General features: G+C 64.6%; 23 protein-coding genes and 2 pseudogenes. 10 read left to right on the top strand and 15 right to left on the bottom strand.

Going from position 1 to position 24,952, the window contains the following annotated elements:
• Window positions 1-40: 40 nt before the first annotated feature.
• The 3 genes and pseudogenes from ACRQ5J_RS06910 to ACRQ5J_RS06900 all read right to left on the bottom strand — a co-directional run bounded on the left by ACRQ5J_RS06910 (window position 41) and on the right by ACRQ5J_RS06900 (window position 4,080).
• On the bottom strand, window positions 41-1,534 hold the full coding sequence (locus ACRQ5J_RS06910; protein WP_432382075.1) for a CoA-acylating methylmalonate-semialdehyde dehydrogenase: 1,494 nt from the start codon (window positions 1,532-1,534) through the stop codon (window positions 41-43).
• A 22-nt stretch (window positions 1,535-1,556) separates the two neighbouring features.
• Window positions 1,557-2,671: pseudogene (gene ald, locus ACRQ5J_RS06905) on the bottom strand (alanine dehydrogenase).
• A gap of 92 nt (window positions 2,672-2,763) precedes the next feature.
• Window positions 2,764-4,080: an aspartate aminotransferase family protein gene (locus ACRQ5J_RS06900; RefSeq protein ID WP_432382073.1), complete on the bottom strand. Its 1,317-nt coding sequence runs from the start codon at window positions 4,078-4,080 to the stop codon at window positions 2,764-2,766.
• A gap of 190 nt (window positions 4,081-4,270) precedes the next feature.
• Between ACRQ5J_RS06900 and ACRQ5J_RS06895 the strand changes: the two genes are divergently transcribed.
• Window positions 4,271-5,719, top strand: a complete 1,449-nt coding sequence (locus tag ACRQ5J_RS06895; protein ID WP_432382071.1) for a PLP-dependent aminotransferase family protein — start codon at window positions 4,271-4,273, stop codon at window positions 5,717-5,719.
• A complete protein-coding gene (locus ACRQ5J_RS06890) occupies window positions 5,707-6,369 on the top strand; it encodes a TetR/AcrR family transcriptional regulator (protein ID WP_432382068.1) in 663 nt (220 codons plus the stop codon). The genes ACRQ5J_RS06895 and ACRQ5J_RS06890 overlap by 13 nt, the downstream gene beginning before the upstream one ends.
• Here ACRQ5J_RS06890 and ACRQ5J_RS06885 read toward each other — a convergent pair.
• Window positions 6,326-7,294 carry a collagen-binding domain-containing protein gene (locus tag ACRQ5J_RS06885; RefSeq protein WP_432382066.1) on the bottom strand — a complete coding sequence of 323 codons (969 nt, stop codon included), beginning with the start codon at window positions 7,292-7,294 and terminating at the stop codon, window positions 6,326-6,328. The two genes, ACRQ5J_RS06890 and ACRQ5J_RS06885, sit on opposite strands and share 44 nt — an antisense overlap.
• A 112-nt stretch (window positions 7,295-7,406) precedes the next feature.
• Between ACRQ5J_RS06885 and ACRQ5J_RS06880 the strand changes: the two genes are divergently transcribed.
• The 5 genes from ACRQ5J_RS06880 (at window position 7,407) to ACRQ5J_RS06860 (ending at window position 10,506) form a co-directional block, all read left to right on the top strand.
• Window positions 7,407-7,970 carry a GNAT family N-acetyltransferase gene (locus ACRQ5J_RS06880; RefSeq protein ID WP_432382064.1) on the top strand — a complete coding sequence of 188 codons (564 nt, stop codon included), beginning with the start codon at window positions 7,407-7,409 and terminating at the stop codon, window positions 7,968-7,970.
• Window positions 7,971-8,071: 101 nt separating this feature from the next.
• Window positions 8,072-8,323, top strand: coding sequence for a hypothetical protein (locus tag ACRQ5J_RS06875; protein ID WP_432382062.1), 252 nt, complete (start codon window positions 8,072-8,074; stop codon window positions 8,321-8,323).
• A complete protein-coding gene (locus ACRQ5J_RS06870) occupies window positions 8,320-9,231 on the top strand; it encodes a sensor histidine kinase (RefSeq protein WP_432382060.1) in 912 nt (303 codons plus the stop codon). The genes ACRQ5J_RS06875 and ACRQ5J_RS06870 overlap by 4 nt, the downstream gene beginning before the upstream one ends.
• Complete coding sequence (locus ACRQ5J_RS06865) at window positions 9,228-9,992, top strand: LytR/AlgR family response regulator transcription factor (protein ID WP_432382058.1); 765 nt, start codon at window positions 9,228-9,230, stop codon at window positions 9,990-9,992. The genes ACRQ5J_RS06870 and ACRQ5J_RS06865 overlap by 4 nt, the downstream gene beginning before the upstream one ends.
• Window positions 9,993-10,047: 55 nt before the next feature.
• Window positions 10,048-10,506 (top strand): VOC family protein, encoded by a 459-nt coding sequence (locus ACRQ5J_RS06860; RefSeq protein ID WP_432382056.1) that lies wholly within the window; start codon window positions 10,048-10,050, stop codon window positions 10,504-10,506.
• Here the strand turns inward: ACRQ5J_RS06860 and ACRQ5J_RS06855 are convergent.
• The 8 genes from ACRQ5J_RS06855 to xapA form a co-directional block, all read right to left on the bottom strand.
• The gene (locus tag ACRQ5J_RS06855) at window positions 10,455-10,820 is read right to left on the bottom strand and encodes a hypothetical protein (RefSeq protein ID WP_432382054.1); all 366 of its coding nucleotides are present in this window, start codon (window positions 10,818-10,820) and stop codon (window positions 10,455-10,457) included. The genes ACRQ5J_RS06860 and ACRQ5J_RS06855 overlap by 52 nt on opposite strands.
• Window positions 10,778-11,686 carry a nucleoside deaminase gene (locus ACRQ5J_RS06850; RefSeq protein WP_432382052.1) on the bottom strand — a complete coding sequence of 303 codons (909 nt, stop codon included), beginning with the start codon at window positions 11,684-11,686 and terminating at the stop codon, window positions 10,778-10,780. The genes ACRQ5J_RS06855 and ACRQ5J_RS06850 overlap by 43 nt, the downstream gene beginning before the upstream one ends.
• Window positions 11,686-12,093 (bottom strand): cytidine deaminase, encoded by a 408-nt coding sequence (locus ACRQ5J_RS06845; protein WP_432382051.1) that lies wholly within the window; start codon window positions 12,091-12,093, stop codon window positions 11,686-11,688. Before ACRQ5J_RS06845 ends, ACRQ5J_RS06850 begins: the two co-directional genes overlap by 1 nt.
• A 97-nt stretch (window positions 12,094-12,190) precedes the next feature.
• Window positions 12,191-13,516, bottom strand: a complete 1,326-nt coding sequence (gene deoA / locus ACRQ5J_RS06840; RefSeq protein ID WP_432382049.1) for a thymidine phosphorylase — start codon at window positions 13,514-13,516, stop codon at window positions 12,191-12,193.
• A gap of 126 nt (window positions 13,517-13,642) precedes the next feature.
• Entirely contained in the window at window positions 13,643-16,027 is a 2,385-nt protein-coding gene (locus tag ACRQ5J_RS06835; RefSeq protein WP_432382048.1) for an aldehyde dehydrogenase family protein, read from the bottom strand.
• Between the two features lie 14 nt (window positions 16,028-16,041).
• A complete protein-coding gene (gene deoC, locus ACRQ5J_RS06830; RefSeq protein ID WP_432382046.1) occupies window positions 16,042-16,995 on the bottom strand; it encodes a deoxyribose-phosphate aldolase in 954 nt (317 codons plus the stop codon).
• Window positions 16,992-18,185, bottom strand: coding sequence for a phosphopentomutase (locus ACRQ5J_RS06825; RefSeq protein ID WP_432382045.1), 1,194 nt, complete (start codon window positions 18,183-18,185; stop codon window positions 16,992-16,994). Before ACRQ5J_RS06825 ends, deoC begins: the two co-directional genes overlap by 4 nt.
• Before the next feature lie 133 nt (window positions 18,186-18,318).
• Window positions 18,319-19,158 carry a xanthosine phosphorylase gene (gene xapA / locus ACRQ5J_RS06820; protein WP_432382043.1) on the bottom strand — a complete coding sequence of 280 codons (840 nt, stop codon included), beginning with the start codon at window positions 19,156-19,158 and terminating at the stop codon, window positions 18,319-18,321.
• A 208-nt stretch (window positions 19,159-19,366) separates the two neighbouring features.
• Between xapA and ACRQ5J_RS06815 the strand changes: the two genes are divergently transcribed.
• From ACRQ5J_RS06815 to ACRQ5J_RS06805, 3 genes and pseudogenes are all read left to right on the top strand, one after another.
• Entirely contained in the window at window positions 19,367-20,497 is a 1,131-nt protein-coding gene (locus ACRQ5J_RS06815) for a PfkB family carbohydrate kinase (RefSeq protein WP_432382041.1), read from the top strand.
• Between the two features lie 4 nt (window positions 20,498-20,501).
• Entirely contained in the window at window positions 20,502-21,413 is a 912-nt protein-coding gene (locus tag ACRQ5J_RS06810) for a pseudouridine-5'-phosphate glycosidase (RefSeq protein WP_432382039.1), read from the top strand.
• 97 nt (window positions 21,414-21,510) lie between these two features.
• Window positions 21,511-22,418, top strand: a pseudogene (locus ACRQ5J_RS06805) (LysR family transcriptional regulator).
• Window positions 22,419-22,501: 83 nt separating this feature from the next.
• Here ACRQ5J_RS06805 and pcp read toward each other — a convergent pair.
• The 3 genes from pcp to ACRQ5J_RS06790 are packed head-to-tail and all read right to left on the bottom strand — an operon-like array spanning window position 22,502 to window position 24,832.
• Window positions 22,502-23,152, bottom strand: coding sequence for a pyroglutamyl-peptidase I (gene pcp, locus ACRQ5J_RS06800; RefSeq protein ID WP_432382037.1), 651 nt, complete (start codon window positions 23,150-23,152; stop codon window positions 22,502-22,504).
• Window positions 23,153-23,189: 37 nt separating this feature from the next.
• Window positions 23,190-24,146 carry a DUF979 domain-containing protein gene (locus ACRQ5J_RS06795; RefSeq protein WP_432382035.1) on the bottom strand — a complete coding sequence of 319 codons (957 nt, stop codon included), beginning with the start codon at window positions 24,144-24,146 and terminating at the stop codon, window positions 23,190-23,192.
• Window positions 24,143-24,832 (bottom strand): DUF969 domain-containing protein, encoded by a 690-nt coding sequence (locus ACRQ5J_RS06790; protein ID WP_432382033.1) that lies wholly within the window; start codon window positions 24,830-24,832, stop codon window positions 24,143-24,145. Before ACRQ5J_RS06790 ends, ACRQ5J_RS06795 begins: the two co-directional genes overlap by 4 nt.
• Window positions 24,833-24,952 lie beyond the last annotated feature (120 nt).

Below are 24,952 nucleotides of genomic sequence, written 5' to 3'. Positions count from 1 at the left end.
ATGGATTCCCGCCTGCGCGGGAATGACGAGGTGCGGCTTACTACTTCATCTGAGGGAATGCAAATTCCGCGCCAGCGCTCGCCGTATTCGGCCATCGCTGCATCACTGCCTTATGGCGCGTATAAAAGCGCACGCCTTCCGGACCATAGGCATGATGATCGCCGAACAGGCTGCGCTTCCAACCGCCAAAACTATTAAACGCCATCGGCACCGGCAGCGGCACGTTCACGCCCACCATGCCGACCTGAATCTGCCGCACGAACTCGCGCGCCACGCCACCGTCGCGCGTATAGATCGCCACGCCGTTACCGTACTCATTGCGATTAATCAGCTCCACCGCGCTGCCGACATCCGGCGCGCGCAGCATGCACAGCACCGGCCCGAAAATCTCCTCCTTGTAGATCGTCATATCCGGTGTAACGTGATCGAACAAAGTCCCGCCGATGAAGAAACCGTTCTCGCGTTCAGGCACTTTGAAATTGCGGCCATCGACCACCAGCTTCGCGCCCTGCTCCACGCCTTCGCCAATCAGGCGCTCGATGCGCTGCTTGGCGGCCAGGGACACCACCGGCCCCATTTCGGCATCCGCCGCCATGCCGTCGCGCACTTTCAGTGCAGCGGTGCGCGTTGCCAGTGCATCGACAATCTTGTCGCCCGCGTCGCCGACGGCCACCACCACGGAGATCGCCATGCACCGCTCACCGGCGGAACCATACGCTGCGCCCATCAGCGCATCGACCGTCATATCGATATCCGCATCCGGCATCACCACCATATGATTTTTGGCGCCGCCCAATGCCTGCACGCGCTTGCCCGCAGCGCAGCCACGCGAGTAGATGTACTCCGCAATCGGTGTCGAGCCGACAAAGCTCACCGCCTGCACCAGCGGATGATCGAGCAGCGCATCCACCGTCACCTTATCGCCCTGCACCACGTTGAACACGCCGTCCGGCAGGCCGGCCTCCTTCAGCAGGCGCGCATGCAGCAGCGACGCCGAAGGATCGCGCTCGGATGGCTTCAGCACAAAGGTATTCCCGCACGCCAGCGCCACCGGGAACATCCACATCGGCACCATCACCGGGAAGTTGAACGGCGTGATGCCGGCCACCACGCCAAGCGGCTGGCGCATCGACCACGCGTCGATGCCGCGCGAAATCTGGTCGGTGAACTCGCCCTTCAGCATCTGCGGAATGCCCACCGCGAACTCCACCATCTCGATGCCGCGCGCCACCTCGCCCTGCGCATCGGCGAAGGTCTTGCCATGCTCGCGCGTGACCATGGCCGCGAATTCGTCGGTGTGCTGCTGGCACAGTTGCAGGTACTTGAACAGCACACGCGCGCGCGTCAGCGGCGGCGTCGCGGACCACGCAGGAAATGCTTTCCCGGCAGCTTGCACGGCGGCGTCGACTTCCTCCGCCGTGCCCAGCGCCACCCGGGCAACCGGCTCGCCCATTGCGGGATTGAACACTTCTGCATGGCGGCCGCTTTGCGTATCGACGCTAACGCCGTTGATGTAATGGGTGATGGTATCCATGGTGCTCTTTCAAATATGCGGCTTAGCCCAGCAGGCTGTCCGCGTCTACATAGTGATAGCCAAGGTCGCGGGCCACCGCTTCGTAGGTGATCTTGCCCCGGCAGACATTCAAACCATTCTTCAGGTGCGGATTGGCTTTCAGCGCTTTTTCCAGCCCTGGTCGGCCAGCGCCAGCGCATGGCCTATCGTTGCGTTGTTCAAGGCGAAGGTCGAGGTGCGCGCCACCGCGCCCGGCATGTTGGCCACGCAGTAGTGCACCACGCCGTCCACCACATACGTTGGCTGCTCGTGCGTGGTGGCGTGCGACGTTTCGAAGCATCCGCCCTGGTCAATCGCCACATCCACCACCACCGCGCCCTGCTTCATGCGTGCGATCATGGCGCTGGTGACCAGCTTGGGCGCCGCCGCGCCGGGCACCAGCACGCCGCCGATCACCAGGTCAGCGTCCAGCACCGCCTCCTCGATCGACTGCGCATTCGAGTACAAGGTGGCGACGCGGTTGCCGTACACGAGGTCCAGCTGGCGCAGGCGGTCCACGTTCTTGTCGAGGATGGTCACGCGGGCGCCGATGCCGACCGCCATCTGCAAGGCATTGGTGCCGACCACGCCGGCGCCGATGATGGCGATATGCCCCGGCGCCACGCCCGGCACGCCGCCCAGCAACAGCCCCATGCCGCCCTTGGATTTCTCCAGGTGCGCGGCGCCGGCCTGGATCGACATGCGCCCCGCCACCTCGCTCATCGGCGCCAGCAGCGGCAGGCCGCCGTTGGCGCCGGTGATGGTTTCGTAGGCGATGCACACCGCGCCCGACTTCACCAGCGCCCTGGTCTGCTCCGGGTCCGGCGCCAGGTGCAGATAGGTGTACAGGATCTGCCCTTCGCGCAGCATGGCGCATTCCTGCGGCTGTGGTTCTTTCACTTTCACGATCATTTCGGCGCGGTGGAAGATTTCCGCCGCGTCGGCCACGATGGTGGCGCCGGATGCTTCGTACATCGCGTCCGTCAGGCCGATGGCCGCGCCGGCGTTCTGTTGTACCAGCACTTGATGGCCACGCAAAACGAGTTCCTTGACACTGGCCGGGGTAAGGCCAACACGGGACTCCTGGTTCTTGATCTCTTTTGGGACGCCGACCAGCATGGTTGTCTCCTGTTAGTCGTCGCTCCCGCGCAGGCGGGAGTCCATGCTGAATATGCTCGGCATGGGTCCCCGCCTGCGCGGGGACGACGGGGTTAGTTTAGATTTTTAAGCACTTCCCTCAGCTTTCCAAACAATTCGTCGATATGTTTTTTCTCCAGCACCAGCGGCGGCGACAGGGCGATGATGTCGCCGGTAACGCGGATCAGAATGCCGTCGGCAAAGGCCTGCTTGAACGCGGCAAACGCGCGCGCGCCCGGCTTGCCGGCGATCGGCGCCAGCTCGATGCCGGCGATCAGGCCGATGGTGCGGATGTCGATCACGTGCGGCAGTCCCTTCAGCGAGTGCACCGCGTCGGCCCAGTAGTCGGCCATGCCCGCAGCGTGTTCGAGGATGTTCTGCTCCCTGAACACTTCCAGCGTGGCCAGCGAGGCGGCGCACGCCACCGGGTGGCCCGAATAGGTATAGCCGTGGAACAGCTCAATGCCCGCCGGCGCGTCCATGAAGGCATCGTGTATATGCTTCTTGCTGAACACCGCGCCCATGGGAATGGTGCCGTTGGTGAGGCCCTTGGCGGTGGTCATCATGTCCGGCTCGACGTCGAAGTAGTCGCCGGCAAACGGCGTGGTCAGCCGGCCAAAGCCGGTGATCACCTCGTCGAAGATCAGCAGGATGCCATGCTTGCTGCACAACTCGCGCAGGCGTTTCAGGTAGCCCTTCGGCGGTATCAGCACGCCGGTCGATCCGGCCACCGGCTCGACGATCACCGCCGCGATGGTGGACGCATCGTGCAGCGCGACGATGCGTTCCAGTTCATCGGCCAGGTCGGCGCCGTGTTCAGGCTCGCCGCGCGTGTAGGCATTCTTCTCCAGGTTGTGCGTGTGCGGCAGATGGTCGACGCCCGGCAGCAGCACGCCATACGGCTTGCGGTTGCCGGCGATGCCGCCGACCGAAATGCCGCCGAAGCCGACGCCGTGATAACCGCGCTCGCGGCCGATGAAGCGTGTGCGGCTCGCCTCACCGCGCGCCTTGTGATACGCCAGCGCGATCTTCAGCGCGGTATCCACCGCTTCGGAACCGGAGTTGGTATAGAACACATGGCCGTAGCGATGGTTGGTGTACTCCATCAGCTTTTCGGCCAGGTCGAAGGCGGCCGGGTGGCCCATCTGGAAGGTCGGCGCGAAATCGAGCTGGCCGACCATCTCGCGCACGGCGGCGACGATCTTCGGCTGCGCGTGGCCGCACGGCACGCACCACAGCCCGGCGGTGCCATCGAGGATGCTGCGGCCGTCGACATCCTTGTAGTACATGCCTTCGGCCGATACCAGCAGCCGCGGATGGGCTTTGAAATCGCGGTTGTTCGTGAATGGCATCCAGAAGGAAGCCATCGATTCGGGTCTGGACTCGTTCATGCACCTCTCCTATGAAACAACTTTCTTCGGATTTTTTTGACAGCCCGTAAAAATCTTTACCAGTTGGCAAAATGATGATGCAATAATAGACAGCAGGACAACTATGGCACAGATACACAATTCATCAAACTGTCCAACCGTACTGGCAACAAAAACACTACAGTTTCACCTAAGCTGCGTGGAGTCAAGGATGGAAGAAGCGAGTTCTGTGATCGATCAAAGCGGCTGGCCCGTCGTGCCGATCGGGCGCCGCAACAAGGGCAGCCTGGTCGAACAGATCGTGGCTGCCATCAGCGGCATGGTCGCGCGGAAAGAGTTGCGTGTAGGCACTAAGATGCCTTCGGTACGGCAGTTCGCCAAGTGTAATGGCGTCAGCACCTTTACAGTTGTCGAGGCTTACGACCGGCTGGTGACGCTGGGCCTGCTATCGTCGCGGCGCGGCTCCGGCTATTTCGTCGCCCGCCAGGACCTGCCGGCTACGCTGCTGCCGGCCGCCTTGCAGGCCACTCCCAGCGCCATCGACGCGCTGACCGCCGACCTCTACTCCGGCATGTCCGAGGCGCTGCCGGTGGGCGCCGGCTGGCTGCCGCCGGAATGGTACGGCGAGGACACCATCCTCGACGCCGTGCGCCAGGCGATGCGCATTCCGGCCGCGCGCCTGCGCGGCTACGGCCACCCGCTCGGCTTCCCGACGCTGCGCCAGCACATGGCGGCCACGCTGAGCGACGAGCTGTATCCGGTGGAGGCGGAACAGATCCTGCTGACGCACGGCGCCACCCACGCCTTCGACCTGATACTGCGCACGCTCACCAGGCCGGGCGACACGGTGTTTGTCGAAGATCCCGGCTACAGCAACCTGCTGTCGCTGATCCGCCATCATGGCTGCATCGCGGTCGGCATTCCGCGCGGCGAACATGGGCTGGACCTGGACGCGCTGACGCGCGAGGCCGCGCTGGCGCAGCCAAAACTCATGTTCGTCAACACCGTGCTGCAAAACCCGCTCGGCACCTCGCTGACGGTGGCGCAGGCGCACCGCCTGCTGGCGTTGGCCGAGCAGTTCGACTTCTGGCTGGTGGAGGACGATATCTACCGCGAGCTGGCGCCACGCGGCGAGGCCTCGCTGGCGGCGATGGACGGCTTGCGGCGCGTGATCCGCGTCGGCAGTTTTTCGAAGACGCTGTCGCCGGTGCTGCGGGTCGGCTCGATCAGCGCTTCGACGTCGCTGGTCCCCGAGCTGCTGCGCGTGAAAATGCTGGCCGGCCTCACCACCTCGGAGATCAACGAGCGCGCCGTCTACCACGCCATCACCGCACGCCCCTACCGGCGCATGGTGGACAAGCTGGTGACGCAGCTCGACGCCGGCCGCGAACGCGCCATGGCCAGCCTGCGCGAGGTCGGCATGACGCTGCTGGCGCGGCCGCGCGGCGGCATGTTCGTCAGCGCCGGCTGGCACGACGCGCCTTCTGCGGCGTGGAACGGCAAGGTCATCGCCGACCTCGCGCTCAAGCACGGCATCCTGCTGTCGCCGTGCGACTTCTTCATGCTGCGCGCGCCGGAAGCGATCTGGTTCCGCTTCAACGTCGCCTATGCCGACCATCCGCAATTGCTCAACTTCCTGAGGCTCGTATGCCGACAGTAAAAATCAACCGCCGCCTGCTCAACCGCGACAAGCTGGAAGCCGAGATCACCGCCGAAGCGGTGCGCGTGTTCGCCGAATGCGGCTACGAGGGCACGTCCATCGCCACCGTGGCCGACAACGCCGGGCTGTCGAAGCAGAACCTGATGTACTACTTCCCCACCAAGCAGGCGCTCTACCAGCGCGTGCTGGACGAAGTGCTGGACGACTGGCTGGCGCGCATGGAAAGCCTGGCCGCCGCCGGCCAGGACCCGCGCGAGGTGCTGCGCGCCTACGTGCAGGCCAAGCTGAAATTCTCGCGCGAGAATCCATGGGCGTCGCGCGTCTACGCGATGGAAGTCATCAGCGGAGCGCCGCTGTACGGCGAGCAGATACAAGCCCGCGTGGTGCCGCTGGTGCGCAAGGATATCGAGGTGTTTGAAAAGTGGATCAGCGAGGGAAGGATTGCGCCGGTCAATGCGACGCATCTGCTGTTTGCGATCTGGGCGATGACGCAGTCCTATGCGGACTTTTCCGCCCAGATGGCGCTGGTCCTGAACCGCAAACAGCTGACCAGGAAGGATTTCGACGATGCCGAGAAGCTCATCGTCGATATGGTGCTGGCGGCGATCAGTATTCCAGCTTCGCCGACTTGCGGCGGCGCAGGCCGATGAAGCCGATCATGCCCAGGCCGGCCAGCAGCATCGCATAGGTGTTCGCTTCCGGCACGGCGCTCACCGCCAGGCCGTTGACGTCCACCGCGGCGAAAGCGTTGCCGGTGTTGATCTGGGTGTTGGACAGCCAGTTCCCCACCACCACGTCGCCATTGACCACGCCGTTGTTGCTGGTGACGGTGGCCAGCGGCGCCAGGATGCTGCCCCAGACGCCGGTGTTGATGGTCAGCGTGGTGGCCTCGTAGAAGTTGAACAGCACGTTGTACTTGGCCAGGTCCTGGTAGCCGCCGTTCAGCGTTACATTGGTGCCGCTGACGTTGAGGATCAGCGTGCTGGAGCTGGCGGAACGGCCGCCCACCTTGCTGCTCACCAGGTCGCTGAACTTGAAGTTGTTGATCGCGTCCAGCTGAGCCGAGGTGATGTCGATCACTTCCACCGTGTTGCCCTTGCTGGCGCTGCCGCTGATCACCAGGCCCTGGTACTCGACCTTGGCGCTGCCGGTGTTCGACAGCGCGTTCAGCGCCAGCGAGCGCTCTTTCTCGTAGGCCGACAGCTTGAGCAGGTCGCCCGGCGCGGTGCCGCCGACGGTCACGTTGGCCTTGCCGCCGACCGATTGCGCGATCTTGCTGGTGCCGCCGACCCAGACGTCGCCGTTGTTGATCGAGCCATTGCTGGCGTCCAGGTTGCCGCCGACGATCAGCGAATAATGGCCGGCCGCGTCAACGTTATTGGCGTTGACCGAGTAGCCGCTGAAGGTCACGTTGCCGGCGGCGATGATCGAGCCTTCCACGTCCGAGCTGGAGGCCTTGAAATCGCCCAGCGTGAAGACGTTCGCGCCGGCCAGGCCCAGATTCAACTGAGCAGCTTGTGCACTGCCCAGCGAAGCCAGCGCGAGGGTCACAGCAGTCACAACAGTTTTAATCATGATAATTTCATTTAGGGAATAAAAGTTGATCCAAGGATATCACGTTTATAAAAAGTTTGTGCAGCGCGGCGAAAAAACCCGCCGGGCGACACAATCCAATAGAATAATTTTTATGACAATCTTTACACCGATCACGCTGCGCACCGCCCGCCTCCAGCTGCGCTTTATCGACAGCGGCGACGCCGAAGCCATCTTCGCCATCCACTCCGATCCGGAGACGATGCGCTACTTCAGCACCACCGCCTGGGACGACATCGCCCAGGCCCACGAGCACGTCGCCAGCACCCGCCGCGGCTACGACGACGGCAGCGCGCTGCGGCTGGCGATCGTGCTGGCCGGCGAAGTCATCGGCAGCATCACGCTGTATGGCTTCGACCGCCGCAACCAGCGCAGCGAAATCGGCTACATCCTGGCGCGCCGGCACTGGGGCCAGCGCTACATGCAGGAAGCGCTGGCGGCGATGATCGGCCACGCCTTCGGCCCGCTGCAACTGCACCGGCTGGAAGCCGATATCCATCCGGACAACATTGCCTCCGCACGCCTGTTGCAAAGCCAGCATTTCCAGCGCGAAGGCCATCTGCGCGAGCGCTGGTTCGTCGGCGGCGAGGTGTCGGACAGCGTCATCTTCGGCCTGCTGCGGCGCGACTGGGAAGCCGCCGCTCATCCGGCGCAATAACCGGTCAACCCCGTGAAATTGCAGTTGATCGGAAACCGCTGCGGCGCCGGCGGCGGCTTTGTTACAGTGGATCCATCGCAACATCGTTCACGGAGGAACAAATGACCAAGATAAGCGCCCTGTTCAACGAAATTTTCCAGGCCTTCAGCCGCGCGCTGCGCTACGGCCTGCGCCTGATCGGCGGCATGTCGCCGCAAGCGCTGCTGGGCGCGGCGCTGGTGCTGGCCCTGGTGTGCGCGGTGCTGCCGCTGGCGCTGACGCTGTTTGTCATCTTCCTGCTGGTGAAACTGGCGTTCGGCGCCACCGTCATCGCCCGCCGTCCGCGCTACACGCCGTACAAGGACGTTGAATGAAACGGACCAGGCTCGCCTCGAACGGCCTGCTGAACATCGTCCGCGAGGTCGGGGAAACCGCCGCCAGCGTCTGGTGGCATTTCTTCGACTGGCTGGCGCAGGTCGAGTGGCGCAAGCTGATCATCATCTGGCTGCTGTTGCTGCTGCTGTCGGTGTCGCTGTTCCACATCGAGGAGCAGCTGTGGACCTTCATCCTGCTGTCCTGCGGCCTGAAGGTGCTGGCCGGCGGCAAGCGCAAGGCCGAACTGGAGGCGCGCAACGCCGAAACCCACGCCGACGAGGAAAGCATCGAGCGGCGCGTGGTCGAGGCGCGCATGGCGGCGCTGCAGGCGCAGGTCGAGCCGCACTTCCTGTTCAACACCCTGGCGCTGATCGGCCAGCTGATCGAAACCGACCCGCCGCAGGCCGCGCGCATACACCAGAACCTGATCGACTACCTGCGCGCCACGCTGCCGCAGATGCGCGCCAAGGGCGCCGGCACGCTGGGCCGGCAGATCGAAATGTCGCGCGCCTACCTGGCCATCATGCAGGCCCGCATGCGCGCGCGGCTGGCGGTGTCGATCGACGTGCCGGACGAGATGCTGAGCGCCACCTTCCCGGTGATGATGCTGCAAATCCTGATCGAGAACGCCATCAAGCACGGACTGGAGCCGAAGATCGACGGCGGCCGCATCGACATCCGCGCCGCGGTGGACGGCCAGATGTTGCAGGTGGACGTGATCGACGACGGCATCGGCTTCAATCCGTTCGCCGGCGACGGCGTCGGCCTGGCCAATGTGCGCGAGCGGCTGCGCATCCAGTACGGCAACCGCGCGCAGCTGGTGATCGAGGCGCCGCTGACCGGCGGCACCCGCGCCAGCATCCGCGTGCCCTACGCGCCCGACATTTTCCATGGGAGCGCCAAGTGAGCCGCCCTACCGCCCTCATCGCCGACGACGAGGAAGCCATGCGCCAGCAGCTGCGCAGCCGCCTGCACGAGGCCTGGCCGGAGCTCGACATCGTGGCCGAAGCGGCCAACGGCATCGAAGCCGTGGCGCTGGCCGGCCAGCACCAGCCGGACATCGTGTTCCTCGACATCCGCATGCCGGGCCTGTCCGGCATCGAGGCCGCGCGCATGCTGTTTAACCGCTGCCACCTGGTGTTCGTCACCGCCTACGACCAGTACGCCATCGAAGCGTTCGAGCAGGGCGCGCTGGACTACCTGCTCAAGCCGGTAGGCGGCGAGCGCCTGAAAACCACCAGCGCGCGGCTGCAAGCGCGCATCGGCCAGCAGCCGAGCGATATCGAACGCCAGCTGACCCAGCTACTGTCGCACCACGGCAAGGCGGCGCCGGTCAGGCCGGACTACCTGCGCTGGATCCAGGCGGTGGTCGGCGCCAACCTGCGCATGATCTCGACGCGCGAAATTTTATTCTTCCAGGCCGAGGACAAATACACGCGCGTGCAGACCGAGCAGTCTGAAGTGCTGATCCGCAAGACGCTCAAGGAACTGGCGGACGAACTGGACCCGAACGAATTCTGGCGCATCCACCGCTCGACGCTGGTGCGCGTGGATGCCATCCAGGAAGTGACGCGCGACCTGCGCGGGCGGCAGATGGTGCGCATCCGCAATCATCCGGAACTGCTGGAAGTGAGCCGCGGCCACACGCATTTATTCCAGCAAATGTAATGTGCGTTGACGGGCATCGGCGTATACTGGATCGCTACACCTAAGGGAGGGAACGATGTCCAGCATACCCAAGCAAACCCTATGTGGCGTGATCCCATGCCTGCGTTACCGCGACGCGCCGGCGGCCATCGAATGGCTGCGCGACACGCTTGGCTTCACCGTGCAGTTCGTGGTGCCCGGTGAAGGCGGCGCCGTCGCCCACGCCCAGCTCACTTTCGGCAACAGCATGATCATGCTCGGTTCCGCCTTCGACACCGAGTACGGCCGGCTGCTCAGGCAGCCCTCGGAAACCGGTGGCTTCGTCACGCAAAGCGCTTATCTGGTGGTGAACAATGCCGACCTGGTCTACGGACGCGTGCTGGAAGCCGGCGGCCGCATCCTGCTCGACATCAAGGACGAGGACTACGGCGGCCGCGGCTTCACCTGCCGCGATCCCGAGGGCCATGTGTGGAGTATCGGAACTTACGATCCCTGCGCGCAGAGCGCGGCCACCAACGCGGCGTCGGCCACCTGAGTGGGGCGGATGCGGATGATGTTGCGGTAGAGCGGCGGCATGGCGGCGCACAGCGCATTGAGTTCGGCCTGCGGCAATGACGGCAGCACATATTGCAGCTGGGCCGGATTTTTCAGCGGCAGCGGACCTTCCATGGTCGAGCCGTAGGCGCCCAGGTTCATATAGCTGACGGCGCTGGCGTCCGGCCCCCGCGCCAACACAAACGTGCCCTGCTTCGGATGGCCGAGGTAGTGGCGGATGTCGTCCTGCTGCTCGCGCGTGGCGCCGTGCATCAGCTTGTAGCGCAGCTGCGCGTAGGCGCGCGTGGTTTCCATGAAGGCGCTGCGGATGCCCGACTGCGCCATCCGCCCCGGCATGCACAGCAGCAGGTTGCCGAAGGAATCGAGCAGCGCCGCCGCGTCCCCGCGCCGCCATGCTCGCGGTCGCGCGCCATGGCTTGCAGCAGGAACGGCGCCAGGCCGGCGTCCGGCTGCTGCGGCGTGCAGCGGTAGGCCAGCGCGTCCGGGTACTGCTGTTTCAGCGCGCGCACGATGGCGTGGCCGGGCGGCAGCGTGGCCGGGTCTTTCAGCAGTTCCCGCGGATGGTCGGCATTGAACATGTCCATCACCTCGGCGGACGTGGCCTCGAACACCAGCGAGCACAAGGCCTGCGTCGCTTCGGCGATGGTTTTCCCGATGAAGAACGATTTCGGCGCGGCGCCGCTGGCGGCACGCGCGTACAGCGACGAGCCGAGGATGGCCGGGTAACTGAAGCTGCCGCCGGCCTGCGCGCGCAGCGCTTGCGGCAGCGCGCCGAAGCTGGCGCTGTTGTCGTGGTTGATGCCGGATGCCTGGTCCGGCGCGGCGACCACCACGTTGAAGCCGCCAGCCAGGATCGCGCCGCTGCACATGCAGCATGGATCGAGCGAGGTGACGATGGTGATGTCCTGCGGCGGCGGCAGGTCGCGGCCGCTGGCGCGTTCGGCGTAATACCAGTCGATCAACTGGCGCTCGCCGTGCGCGGTCGGGTCGAAGATCAGGCCGTCCTTGACGACGTTGTTGTGCAGCGATTGCAGTATGTTGCCATGCTGGTCGAGCATCAGGCCGCCGACGCCGAAGGTGCCCTGCGTGCGCGCGGCGATGGCTTCGGCCGCCGCGATGGCGACCGCTGCCTGCACATCGATCGTCTTTTTGAGCGCCATTACTTCTTCTTGAGGTCCTGGCCGCCGAAGGCGTTCGGCAGTTGCTCGGCGGCGGTGGTTTCGTGGATGTCGCCTTTGAGATTGGTCAGCAGCACCGGCAGCTCGTTACCGCCCAGTTCCAGGATCACCTGGCGGCAGGCGCCGCATGGCGCGATCGGGCCGTCGGTTTCGCCAATGACCACCAACTGTTCGAAATCACCCTGCTTATAGCCGTGGGCGAAGGCGCTGAAGAAGGCGGTACGCTCGGCGCAGTTGCACAAGCCGTAGGAGGCGTTTTCCACGTTACAGCCGTGGAACACCTTGCCGTCGTTGGTCAGCAATGCGGCGCCGACCTTGAAGTTGGAGTAAGGGGTATAAGCCTTCAACCGCGCGGCGGCGGCTTCGGCGATCAGTTCAGTTTTGTTCATAATTAGCTCCACAGCCGTCATTCCCGCGCAGGCGGGAATCCATGCTGAGTATGGACCGCATCGGCGGACCGTCCCGCCTGCGCGGTAGTGACGAGGGTTACGGGCGGATGGTACGGTAAATAACCGGATTGGCAACCGGCGCCGCATCGGCAATCCGGTACGCCGCCTGAATCTCGCGAACCGCCTGCTCGGCCGCTTCCTGCGTGCGCGCATGCACCATCGCCAGCGGCTGGCCGGCTTCGATCGCGTTACCCAAGCCAACCAGATCAGTCAGGCCTACAGCAAAGTCAATCGGATCGGCCGCACGACGACGGCCACCGCCCAGCGACACCACGGCCAGCCCGATCTCGCGGCAATTGGCAGCGGCCGCATAGCCCGATGTCAGCGCCGGCGCCGGCACGATGATCGGCGAACGCTCCAGGTACTTGTCCGGATTGTCCATCAGATCGGCAGGACCACCCAGCGCTGTCACCATCCGCGCAAAGCGCTCGGCCGCCTCGCCGCTGTCCAACGACGCTTGCAGCCTGGCGCGCGCTTCCTCTTCGGTTGCCGCCAGTTTGCCCAGCACCAGCATCTCGGCGCACAGCGCCATCGTCACTTCGTGCAGGCGCGCCGGACGCGATTTGCCGGTCAGGTAATCGATCGCGCCGCGCACTTCGACGGCGTTGCCGGCGTAAGGCGCCAGCGATTCATTCATGTCGGTCAGGATGGCGGAGGTGGTCATGCCCGCGCCGTTGCCGACCTTGACGATGCTCTCGGCCAGCTCCACCGACTTCTCGTAGGTCGGCATAAAGGCGCCGCTGCCCACCTTCACGTCCATCGCCAGCGCATCCAGGCCGGCCGACAGTTTCTTCGACAGGATGGAGCCGGTGATCATGGCCACCGATTCCACCGTCGCCGTGACGTCGCGCACGCCGTAGAAGATTTTGTCCGACGGCGCCAGCGACGAGGTCTGGCCGATGATGGCCACGCCGACTTCTTTCACCACCTTGCGGAACAAGGCGTTGTCGGGCACCGTGGTGTAGCCGGGGATGGAATCGAATTTGTCCAGCGTGCCGCCGGTGTGGCCGAGGCCCCGGCCGGAGATCATCGGCACATAGCCGCCGCAGGCTGCGACCATGGGGCCGAGCAGCAGCGACACCACGTCGCCGACGCCGCCGGTGGAGTGCTTGTCGACCACCGGGCCGTTCAGGTCCAGCGAGCGCCAGTCCAGCACTTCGCCGGAATCGCGCATGGCCAGCGTGAAGGCGACGCGTTCGTCCATGCTCATGTCGTTGAAGTAGACCGCCATCGCCAGCGCGGCGATCTGCGATTCGGTCACGCGGCCGCTGGTGATGCCGCCGACGAAGAATTGGATCTCTTCGGCGGACAGTGCGCCGCCGTCACGCTTTTTGCGGATGATCTCTTGGGGTAAATAGGACATTAATTCTCCCGTATCAAAACGTCGTTCCCGCGGAGGCGGCGGTGCGCCGCTGCGCAACCCATGGAACGCCGACTTCGGACGCTCGGCATGGATTCCCGCCTGCGCGGGAACGACGCGGGGGTGGGGTTAGACGCCGTACGGAATCCAGATATTTTTAACTTGCGACGCATGCGCCAGCACGGCGCGGCCGCCGGCTTGCGCGGTGCTATACCAGTCGCGGCCCTTGGCGCCGCCAACCCAGGTACGCTTCAGCGTCGAAGCCGACAGACGCTCGACCTCGGCGCAGCCCTCGGCCGAACCATCGTGACGCCACACCGCATCGATATCGCCATGCGTGGCCAGCGTACGCGCCAGCTCGTCGGCCGAACCGGTGATGATGTTAACCACACCGGCCGGCAGATCCGAGGTATCGAGCACCTGGTACAGATCGGTGGCCGACAGCGGATGGGCTTCCGACGGCACCACCACCACGCGGTTACCCAGCGCGATAGCCGGCGCCACCAGCGAAATAAAGCCCAGCAGCGGCGCCTCGTTCGGGCACATGATACCGATCACGCCCAGCGGCTCGTTCAGCGCCACGGTAATGCCATGCATCGGCGGCTGATGCGCCAGGCCATCGTACTTGTCGGCCCACGCGGCCCAGTAGAACAGGCGCTCGATCGACGCCTGTACTTCCTTCTCGGCGTTCTTCGAGCCGGTCATGGCGGCGATGCGGGCAGCGAACTCCTCGCCGCGCGCGGCCAGGTTTTCAGCGATGTAGTACAGCACTTGCGCGCGGTTGTGCGAGGTCGCCTTGGTCCAGCCGGTGGCCTTGTGCGCAGCTTCCACCGCATTGCGGATATCCTTGCGGCTACCCTCGCCCACTTCGGCGATGAACTCGCCATCGGCGCCGTGAATCGCGCGGCTGTAGGCGCCATCAGGGCGCGCCTGCTTGCCGCCGATGTACAGCTTGGCCGTGCGGTCGATGGCGAAAGCGCCGCCGGCTGCCACCGGCGCGGCCTTGGCTTTCGCCTTCGGCTCGGTCACCGGCGCGGCGGGACGCGCATCTTCCGCCTTGGCGGTCAGGTATTCGTACATGCCTTCGCGGCCGCCCTCGCGGCCGTAGCCGGATTCGCGGTAGCCGCCGAAGCCGCAAGCGGCGTCGAACTGGTTGGCGGTGTTAATCCACACCACGCCGGCCTTGATCGCCGGCGCGACGTCCAGCGCCAGCGAGATATTCTCGGTCCACACGCAGGCGGCCAGGCCGTACACGGTGTTGTTTGCCAGCTGTACGGCTTCCGGCGGGGTGCGGAAGCTCATCGCCACCAGCACCGGGCCAAAGATTTCGGCCTGCGCCACGGCGGCGGCGGTCGAGGCGCCGGTGATCAGCGTTGGCGGGAACCACGAGCCATCGGCCGGCAGTTCGCACGCTGGCTGGTACACGGTGCAGCCTTCGTCGCGCGCCGACTGCACCAGGCCTTCGATGCGCTGCTTCTGCACCGGATCGACCAGCGCGCCGATGTCCATCGACTTGTCCAGCGGCGAACCGAGGGTCAGCTTGTCCATGCGCGCGCGCAGCTTGGCCAGGAATTTATCCTGCACCGATTCCTGCACCAGCAGGCGCGAACCGGCGCAGCACACCTGGCCCTGATTGAACCAGATCGAATCGACCAGGCCTTCGACGGCGGCGTCCAGGTCCGCATCTTCAAATACGATGAATGGCGATTTGCCGCCCAGTTCCAGCGACAGTTTCTTGCCGCTGCCGGCCGACGCTTCGCGGATCAAACGACCGACTTCGGTGGAACCGGTGAAGGCCAGCTTGTCGATGCCTTCGTGCTTGACGATCGCCTCGCCCACGCGGCCATCGCCGGTGACGATGTTGACCACGCCCGCCGGCACGCCGGCCTGCACGCAGATATCGGCGAACAGCAGCGCGGTCAGCGAAGTGAATTCGGCCGGCTTGAAGACCACCGTGTTACCAGCGGCCAGTGCGGGCGCGATTTTCCACGCCAGCATCAGCAGCGGGAAGTTCCACGGCACGATCTGGCCGACCACGCCGACGGCGCGGTAGTCGGCGAATTCTTCGGCTTGCAGCTGCGCCCAGCCGGCGTGGTGGTAGAAGTGACGCGCCACCAGCGGCAGGTCGACGTCGCGGGTTTCGCGGATGGTCTTGCCGTTGTCCAGCGTTTCCAGCACGGCGAACAGGCGCGCGTGCTTCTGCATCAGGCGTGCGATGGCGTACAGCACTTTGGCGCGGCCATGGCCGCCCAGCGCCTGCCAGCCCGGCTGCGCGACGCGCGCGGCGGCGACGGCGCGGTCGACATCGGCGGCGCTGCCTTGCGTCAGGTCGGCCAGCTTGCTGCCGTTGGCCGGGTTGATGGAGGCGAACAGCTCACCGGCTACGCTCCATTCATTGTTGATGAACAGGCCGAACTGGCGGCCACGTTGTTCCAGCCACGCTTGCGCTTCTTTGGTGCTTTCCGGTGCTGGGCCGTATTCCATGGTGTTGAGGATCTCTTTAATGGTTGGCATGACGGTGTCCGTGATTAGGGTTGCGCGTGGCGGTGAGCGGCCGAGTAGTTGCCGGTCACGTAGTGTTCCAGCTGGCGTTCGATGTCGGTCAGCAGGCTCGATGCGCCGATGCGGAACAGGTGCGGTTCCAGCCACTCGTTGCCCAGCTCTTCCTTCATCAGTGTCAGGTACTGCAGCGCTGCCTTGGCCGTGCCGACGCCGCCCGCAGGCTTGTAGCCGATCTTGAAGCCGGTCTGCTCGTGGTAGTCGCGGATGGCGCGCACCATGGTCAGCGATACCGGGATGGTGGCGTTGACCGACTCTTTACCGGTCGAGGTTTTGATGAAGTCCGCGCCGGCCATCATGCACACCCACGATGCCTTGGCCACGTTTTCCAGCGTAACCAGTTCACCGGTGGCCAGAATCGCTTTCACGTGCGCTTCGCCGCAGGCCTTGCGGTAGGCGAGCATTTCGTCGTACAGCGCTTGCCAGTTGCCGGTCAGGACGTGCTGGCGGGTGATGACGATATCGATCTCGGAAGCGCCGGCGGCGACCGACAGCTCGATCTCGCGCACCTTGGTTTCCATGCTCGTCAGGCCGGCCGGGAAGCCGGTCGACACGGCGGCAATCGGCAGGCGGCCTTGCAGCACCTCCACCGCCGGCTTGATCATCTCGTGGTACACGCAGACGGCGCCGGTGGCCAGGTTGTAGTCTTGCAGGCCCAGTGCGTCCACCAGGTCGGCGCGCAGCGGACGAATCGCCTTGCGGCACAGGCGCTCGACGCGGCCTGGCGTGTCGTCGCCGGACAGCGTGGTCAGGTCGATCAGGCCGATGGCCTTGACCAGCCAGGCGGCCTGGTATTCCTTCTTCACCGTGCGGCGGTTGGCCAGGCTGGCGGCGCGGCGGTCGGACGCGGATTTGTTGACGCGGATGTGGTTAATCCAGCTGAGGTCCAGCGGGACCGCTTCATTGCGCTTAAAGTCGCTCATAACAGATTGCTTCCGTTCGAAAGTGGCTTGACGCCAAGGTGGTGGGCCAGGGTCTGGCCGATGTCGGAGAAGGTTTCGGAGATGCCCAGCGATTGCGCTTTCACCTTCGGACCGAAGAAGATCATCGGGATATGTTCGCGCGTGTGGTCGGAGCCCGGCCAGGTCGGATCGCAGCCATGGTCGGCGGTGATGACCACCAGGTCGTCTTCCTTCAGCTTGGCGATGAACTCCGGCAGGCGCGCATCCATTTCATGCAGCGCGTTCGAGTAGCCGTTGACGTCGCGGCGGTGGCCGAAGGCCTGGTCGAAGTCGACGAAGTTCACGAACGTCAGCGACTTGTCGCCCGCTTCATCGGCCACCTTCAGCAGCGCGTCGAACAGCGCCATATTGTCCTTGCCCTTGACCACGCGCGACACGCCTTGCGTGGCGAAGATGTCGCTGATCTTGCCAAGCGCGATCACTTCGCCGCCGTCGTTCTTCACGTGGTCCAGCAGCGTCGGCGCCGGAGGCGCGACGGCGTAGTCGTGGCGGTTGGTGGTGCGGGTGTAGTTGCCGTTGGCGCCGACGAACGGACGCGCGATCACGCGGCCGATGTTGTAGGGCTCCACCAGCTTGAAGGCGATCTCGCACACTTCGTACAGGCGCTCCAGCCCGAACGACTCCTCGTGCGCGGCGATTTGCAGCACCGAGTCGGCCGAGGTGTAAATGATCGGCTTGCCGGTGGCGACATGCTCGTCACCGTGCTTGTTGATGATTTCCGTGCCCGAGGCATGGCAGTCGCCGAGGAAGCCCGGCACGCCGGTCAGCTCCTGCAGCTTTTGCGTCAGCTCGGCCGGGAACGACGGCACGGTTTTCGGGAAGTAGCCCCAGTCGAATTCCACCGGCACGCCGGCGATTTCCCAGTGGCCGGACTGGGTATCCTTGCCGGTCGAGCGCTCGCGTGCGGCGCCGTAGGCGGCGGTGAAGCCGTCGCGTTGCGTGAAGCCGGTGGCCCATTCGCCGCTGGCCAGATGCGCGGCGGCGGTCAGGCCGAGTTTTTCCATGGTCGGCAGCGACATCGGCTTGCCGCTTTTGGCGACTTGTTCGGCGATGTGGCCGAAGGTATTGGCGCCGGCGTCGTTGTACTTGGCCGCGTCGGGCGTGGCGCCCAGGCCGAACGAATCGAGCAGCAGGATAAATGCGCGTTTCATGATTAACTCCATTCCCCGTCGTTCCCGCGCAGGCGGGAACCCATGGAACGCCTGAAGGTACGCTCAGCATGGGTCCCCGCCTGCGCGGGGACGACGGGCTAACAAAAGGGCGGCAGCGCCGCCCTCAAACATCTTAAGCTTGCGGCGTTTTCGCCACGTTGCCCAGGAAGCCCAGGATCACTTCGACCAGCGAAGTCGCCGCCACGGCAGCGTACTTCAAGGTCTGCTCATGCGACAGCGGGAACGGCGACAAGCCTTCCGCCAGGTTGGTGATCGCCGAAACGCCCACCACCTTCAAGCCGCAGTGACGCGCCGACACCACCTCCGGCACCACCGACATGCCAACCACGTCCGCGCCCAGGGTCTTGAACGCGCGGATTTCCGCAGGCGTCTCAAAGTTAGGACCGGCGTAGGCGATGTACACGCCCTCATGCAGCGTCACGTTTTTCTCTTTGGCCGATGCATGCAGCAGCGCGCGCAGGTCGGCGTCGTAAGCGTTGGCCATGCTGAAGAAGCGTGGGCCGAAGCGCTCGTCGTTCGGGCCCATCATCGGCGTGCCCGGCAGGAAGTTGATATGGTCGGTCAGCGCCACCAGCGAACCGGCGTCCACCTCGGTGCGCAGCGAACCGGCCGCGTTGGTCACGAACAGCATTTCGCAGCCCAGCAGCTTCATGGTGCGCACGGCGCTGGTCATCACGCCCAGGCCGTAGCCTTCGTAGACGTGGCCGCGTCCCTTCATGCACACCACCTGCACGCCCGACAGCGTGCCGATCACCAGTTCGCCGGCGTGGCCGTGCACGGTGGAGATCGGGAAGCCCGGCAGCTGGTCGTAGCTGATGGTGACCGCGTCGGTCATTTGTTCCGCCAGCACGCCCAGGCCGGAACCCAGAATCATCGCAACGCGCGGCTTGAAGCCTTCTGGAAGACGGGCGCGAATAATCTCGGCAGCCTGGAATGGGAAGTTATTAGACATGAAAATCCTCGAATAATTTTGATATGGCTGGGGAAGCTGACACTATGCATCATCGTGCATATGTATGGCAAATACCATTTTTCTTAGCCATTTATATTAAAGTTATATAAATCAGCGGTATTATAAACCAACGCAAACTTAGCCGTAGCGCGCGGTTGACTCGATTAAAACAAATGTTTACTATTGAAGACAACTGTTTGAAAGCTCTATGACCGATTCCTCGAAAAAGGACCAGCTCTACCAGCTGATCCGCGCCAATCCCTTCATTTCCCAGCAAGAGCTGGCGGACGAACTCGGCCTGTCGCGCTCGGCGGTGGCCGGCCACATCGCCGGCCTGATCCGCGAACGCCGCCTGCTGGGCCGCGCCTACGTGCTGCCGGACAAGCGCCCGCTGCTGTGCATCGGCGCCGCCAACCTGGACCGCAAGCTGCGCAGCATCGCGGCAATGCAGCTGGGCACCTCCAATCCCGCCACCGCCGAGGAAGTCTACGGCGGCGTGGCGCGCAACATCGCCGAAAACCTGGCCCGGCTCGGCCTGCCGGTGGCGCTGCTGACCGCCGTTGGCGACGACGGCGCCGGCCGCAACCTGCAAGACCACGCCGAGGCCATCGGCATCGATACCCGTGGCAGCCTCAAGCTGCCCGACGCCGCCACCGGCACCTATACCGCCATCCTCGACGATCAGGGCGAATTGGTGCTGGCTCTGGCCGACATGGCCCTGTACGACCGCATCACGTCCGCCTTCCTGGCCTCGCGCCAGCCCCAACGCTCAGCCGCCGCCATGACCGTGGCCGACCTGAACCTGCCCGCCGACAGCATCACAGCGCTCCTGGAAAGTGCGCGCACCGACAACGTGCCCCTGGTGATTGTTGCCGTCTCGCAGGCGAAGATGGCCCGGCTGCCGGCGGACTTGGGCGGCCTGCGGCTGCTGATCCTGAATCGCGGCGAGCTGGAAACCCGCGCCGGCCGCGCGCTGCCGACCGAGGCCGACGTGCGCGCCGCCTGCAACGCGGTGCGCGCGCAAGGCGCGCAGGACGTCATCGTCACCTGCGGCAGCCAGGGCGTGTACCACACGCGCGGCGGCGAGCTGGTGTGGCTGGCCGCCCACCAGGCGGCCGTCATGGACGTGACCGGCGCCGGCGACGCCTTCTCGGCCGCCGTCTGCTGGTCGCTCTACCAGGGCAACGACGACCTGACGCTGGCCTGCCGCCGCGGCCTGAAGGCGGCCACGCTGACGCTGGAAAGCCACGAAACCGTTTCGCCGCTGCTGTCGGCCGCCGCGCTCGACGAGATACACGATTTTGACCAGAGCGTCCCGCTCTTCCCTAGTAAAGGATAAAACCATGCAGCAATTCCTGTTGTTCTCGCCGGAAGTGGCCGCCGCCCGCGCCGCCGGCAAACCGATCGTCGCACTGGAATCGACCATTATTTCGCACGGCATGCCGTATCCGCAAAACGTGCAGATGGCGCGCGAGGTGGAACAGATCATCCGCGACGGCGGCGCCGTGCCAGCCACCATCGCCATCATCGGCGGCAAGATCTGCATCGGCCTGTCGGACGAGCAGCTGGAACTGCTGGGTACGGCGACCGACGCCATCAAGGTCAGCCGCCGTGACCTGCCTTACGTGCTGTCGCAGAACAAGCTGGGCGCCACCACTGTGGCGGCGACCATGATCTGCGCCGAGCTGGCCGGTATTCAGGTGTTTGTCACCGGCGGCATCGGCGGCGTGCACCGTGGCGCCGAGACCAGCTTTGACATTTCGGCCGATTTGCAGGAGCTGGCCGCCACCTCGGTGGCGGTGGTGTGCGCCGGCGTCAAGTCGATCCTGGATATCGGGCTGACGCTGGAATACCTGGAGACGCATGGCGTGCCGGTGGTCAGTGTCGGCCAGCGCGGCTTCCCGGCGTTCTTCACGCGCGAAAGCGGCTTTAATGCCGACTTCCAGCTCGACACGCCGGCCGAGCAGGCGGCCTTCATCCACACCAAGTGGCAATTGGGCCTGAAAGGCGGCGTCGTGGTCAGCAACCCGGTGCCGGCGGCCGAGGCGATGCCGAAGGAAGAAATCGACCGCATCACCGAACAGGCCTTGCGCGAGGCGGACCAGCAAGGCGTCGCCGGCAAGAACGTTACGCCGTTCCTGCTGGCGCGCATCAAGGCGCTGACCGAGGGCCGCAGCCTGGCGACCAATATCGCGCTGGTGAAAAACAATGCCCGCTGCGGCGCCGCGCTGGCGGTGGCCATGCAACGCACCTGATCGCCACCACCGTCATTCCCGCGCAGGCGGGAATCCATAGGCCGCGTGAATGCACGCGCAGCCTGCGCGGGAATGACGCACAATTTCGAGGCCTGCCATGTCCATCGATCTGAAACAACTGAAGTATTTCCTCGCCGTCGCTGAAGAAAAAGTTTCAGCCGCGCCGCCGAGCGGCTGCACATCTCGCAACCGCCGCTGAGCCAGCAGATCATGAAACTCGAAAGCGAACTGGGCGTCAAACTGTTCGCCCGCACCACCCGCACCTTCGAACTGACCGTGGCCGGCAAGGCGCTGATGAACGAAGCCGCCGACCTGCTGGCCAAGATGCGCATGACCATCGACACCATCCGCCAGATCGACCGTGGCGAAGTGGGCCGGCTGCGGGTCGGCATTGTCGGCTCGGCGATGTGGGGGCCGGTCCCCAGCCTGCTGGAGGAATTCCAGACCAAGTTCCCGCGCGTGACGTGGACGCTGCACGAACTGGGCCCGACGCTGCAATACGAGGCGCTGCGCGCCAAGCAGGTCGACGTCGGTTTCTGGCGCGAGCCGAAGCTGGACGAAGACTTGCTGAAGAACGACAACCTGCGCCAGGAACTGTGCTTCCGCGAAGACGTGTGCGTGGCGATTAACGAACACCATCCGCTGGCCAAGCAGGACGCAATCGAACTGATGGATATTGCCGACGAGCCGATGCTGACGCTGGCGCTCGACAAGTCGGCCTTCCCGCGCTACCTGATTGAATGCTGTGTGAAAGCCGGCTTCCAGCCGACGATATTCCAGGAGGCGTCCGAACCGCAAACGCTGCTGGCGATGGTCGGCGCCGGGCTGGGCGTGGCGCTGATGCCGGAAACCACCAGCCGCATCGGCTGGCCGGGGGTGGTGTTTGTGCCGATTCGCAGCAATCCGCCGTCGGCCAACCTTTACATCACTTACACCACCCAGGATGATGCGCCGGTGGTGCGCGCGTTTTTGAATATTCTGAACCCGCCCACAAGGGACGCCTGATCCGTCGTTCCCGCGCAGGCGGGAACCCATGCTGAGCGAGCATGCACGCGGCCTATGGGTTCCCGCCTGCGCGGAACGACGGCTCAGTGGGTCAGGCCGCCCGCCTCGCGCAGATCGACGGTATGGGCCAGCGTGGTACGCACGGCGATACGCAAGCCCTCGACCACATTATCCAGCCGCATGCTGGCCGTGCCAGGATGGCGCGCCGCCTGCTCCGGCAAATACGGAATATGAATGAACCCGGCGCGCATGGTGGTGCCCCACTCGTGCGCCTGATGCATCAAGCCATAAAACACATGGTTACAAACAAACGTGCCAGCCGTGTGCGACACCGACGCCGGCAAACCCGCCTCGCGCAACTCGTGCACGATGGCCTTGATCGGCAAGGTCGAAAAATACGCCGCCGGGCCGCCATTGACAATCGGCTGGTCGACGACCTGGCGCTGCTGGTTGTCCGGAATCGGCGCATCATCGATATTGATGGCGACGCGCTCGACCGAAATATCGACCCGTCCGCCAGCCTGCCCCACCGCGATCACGATGCTCGGTTGCAGCTCCTCCACCGCCTGGTGCAGCACTTTCAGCGCGCGTCCGAACACGCACGGCAGCTGCCGCGCATGCACCACGAATTCGCCCTCGTGCCAGCCTTCGAGCTGGCGCACAGCTTCCCACGAGGGATTAATCGTTTCCTTGTTAAACGGCTCGAAGCCGGTTAACAATATTATCTTTTTCATCTCCACGAACTCCGTGATGCGTTAACCCAGCAGAGTCTCACAGATTCATCAAAAAATAAAGCAGCGCAATATTTACTAACAATAATGGCAATGCTGTCGGAATCTGTATTTTTACCACCGCATTTTTATCCGGCAGTTCCAGCAGCGCCGCCGGCACGATGTTGAAATTGGCCGCCATCGGCGTCATCAGCGTGCCGCAATAAGCGCTGAACATGCCGATCGCCGCCATCACCGCCGGGTTGGCGTGATACACGCCGATCAGCACCGGAATGCCGACACCGCCGGCCATCACCGGAAACGCCGCGAAGCCATTGCCCATGATGATGGTGAACAGCGCCATGCCCAGGCAATACACGGCCACCGCCACCAGCCGCAAATCCATATTGATATAGGACGTGACCACATGCGCCACCGCCTTGCCCATGCCGGCGTCGGTGAACAGCAGGCCCAGCACCGCCAGCATGTGCGGCAACACAATCGCCCAGCCCAGATGGTCGACCAGCCGGCGCGACTCGCGCATCGCCTGCACCGGCGTCGCGCGCGTCAGCCAGCAGGCGGTGGCCACGGCAAACAGCGAGCCACAACCGAGGCTGACCAGCGTGATGTTTTTCGGGTCCAGCAGGAACAGGCCGTTCCACTGCACATCCTTGAACAAAGTCGAGCCGATCACGGTGGTGATCGGAATCAGCAGCGCCGGAATCAGCAGCTTGTGGCCGAGCCGGCGCGCGCTGTCGCTGCGTTCCGCCGCCGTGCGTTCGCCGTAGCGCCCGAGCGCCACGCCGCCGAAACCGGCGATCAGCGCCATCGCCACCATCAGCAGGCCGGCGGCCACCGGCGGCAACTGCTCGCCGGCCAGGTAAAGCGCCGCGTACAGCGCCCAGAACAAGGCGCTGCTGTAGCGCCTGGAATTGTGGCGGTCGCGCAGCGCCATGACGGCGATGATCGACAGCATCGCGCCCAGCAGATAGTAAAAGACATCGAGCGTCAGTATCATGCGGCGCTCCGGGCCAGCTGCGCATCCAGGCGGTACAGCCGCCACGCGTGGATGATGAAGGCGCACAGCGCGGTCGGTATGCCCCACAGCGCCATGTGCAGCGGATCGACATCGATGCCTTCGCCGTGCAATATTGTCTGCATCAGCACGATGGCGCCAAAGGCAACAAAAATGTCTTCGCCGAAAAACAGGCCGACGTTATCGGTGGCGGCCGACATGGCGCGGATGCGGTAGCGCATGTCCATGGTGATGTTCGGATAGCGCACCTCGGCTGCGCCCTCCGCCATCGGCGCCACCAGCGGCCGCACCATCGAGGCATGGCCGCCGAGGCTGGTCAAGCCGAAGGCCGCGCTGAGTTCGCGGACCGCCAGGTACACGATCAGCAGCCGGCCGCTGGTGGCCGAGCGGATGCGCGCGATCGACGCCTGCGCGTGTTCGCGCAAGCCGTAGCGCTCCAGCAAGCCGATGGCGGCAATCGGCAACAGCAATATCAGCGGCAGGTTGCGCGTCTTGACGAAGGCCGTTCCCAGCGTGGCCAGCAACTGCTCAACCGGCAAGAAGGCGGCAAAGCCGGTGACAAAGCAGGCCGCCACCACCACCAGCACCGGATGGGCGCGCAGCGCGAAGCCGGCAATGATGACCGCCACGCCCAGCAGCGGCCACAAATTAACCACGGTATGCTCCACAACAAAACTCCTCGGCAAATGACCGCTGCATCTTAACCTGATTTATTTATAAGCAAGTACGGAAATATTCGTTCACTCCTGCAATCGTGCGGCCTACCATCCGCCACTTTCAATGTGGGC

Source organism: Duganella sp. P38 (genome assembly GCF_050859475.1).
Taxonomy (GTDB): domain Bacteria; phylum Pseudomonadota; class Gammaproteobacteria; order Burkholderiales; family Burkholderiaceae_D; genus Rugamonas.
The sequence above is the reverse complement of the archived record's forward strand: the minus strand, read 5'-3'. Positions and strand labels throughout refer to the sequence as shown.